Below are 279 nucleotides of genomic sequence, written 5' to 3'. Positions count from 1 at the left end.
CACGGGCAAAATCGTGAGCATCATTGGCCAGAGCGGTGGAGGAAAGACCACCCTCATGCGCTGCGTCAATTTGCTTGAGCGTCCCGATCAGGGAACGATCACCGTCGGGGATGAGACGATCTTTGCCGATGGCGAGGTGGCCTGCCGCAACCTTGCCAAGCTTCGGCAACGTGTCGGCATGGTGTTTCAGCGCTTCAATCTGTTTCCGCATCTGCGCGCCGTGGAGAACGTCGTTCTCGCTCAGATGCATGCAGCCGGGATCGGCGAAAGAGAAGCCGT

1 protein-coding gene is annotated in these 279 nt (G+C 59.1%); it reads left to right on the top strand.

The features are described 5' to 3' along the window. Nucleotides 1-279 (top strand): ATP-binding cassette domain-containing protein (locus EOD29_RS31365; RefSeq protein ID WP_164763926.1); only part of this gene is annotated, 279 nt, incomplete at both ends.

The sequence above is a fragment of the Mesorhizobium sp. M1A.T.Ca.IN.004.03.1.1 genome (assembly GCF_003997555.1).
Taxonomy (GTDB): domain Bacteria; phylum Pseudomonadota; class Alphaproteobacteria; order Rhizobiales; family Rhizobiaceae; genus Mesorhizobium.
Note: the sequence above shows the minus strand (reverse complement) of the source record. Positions and strands in the feature narration are given on the sequence as shown.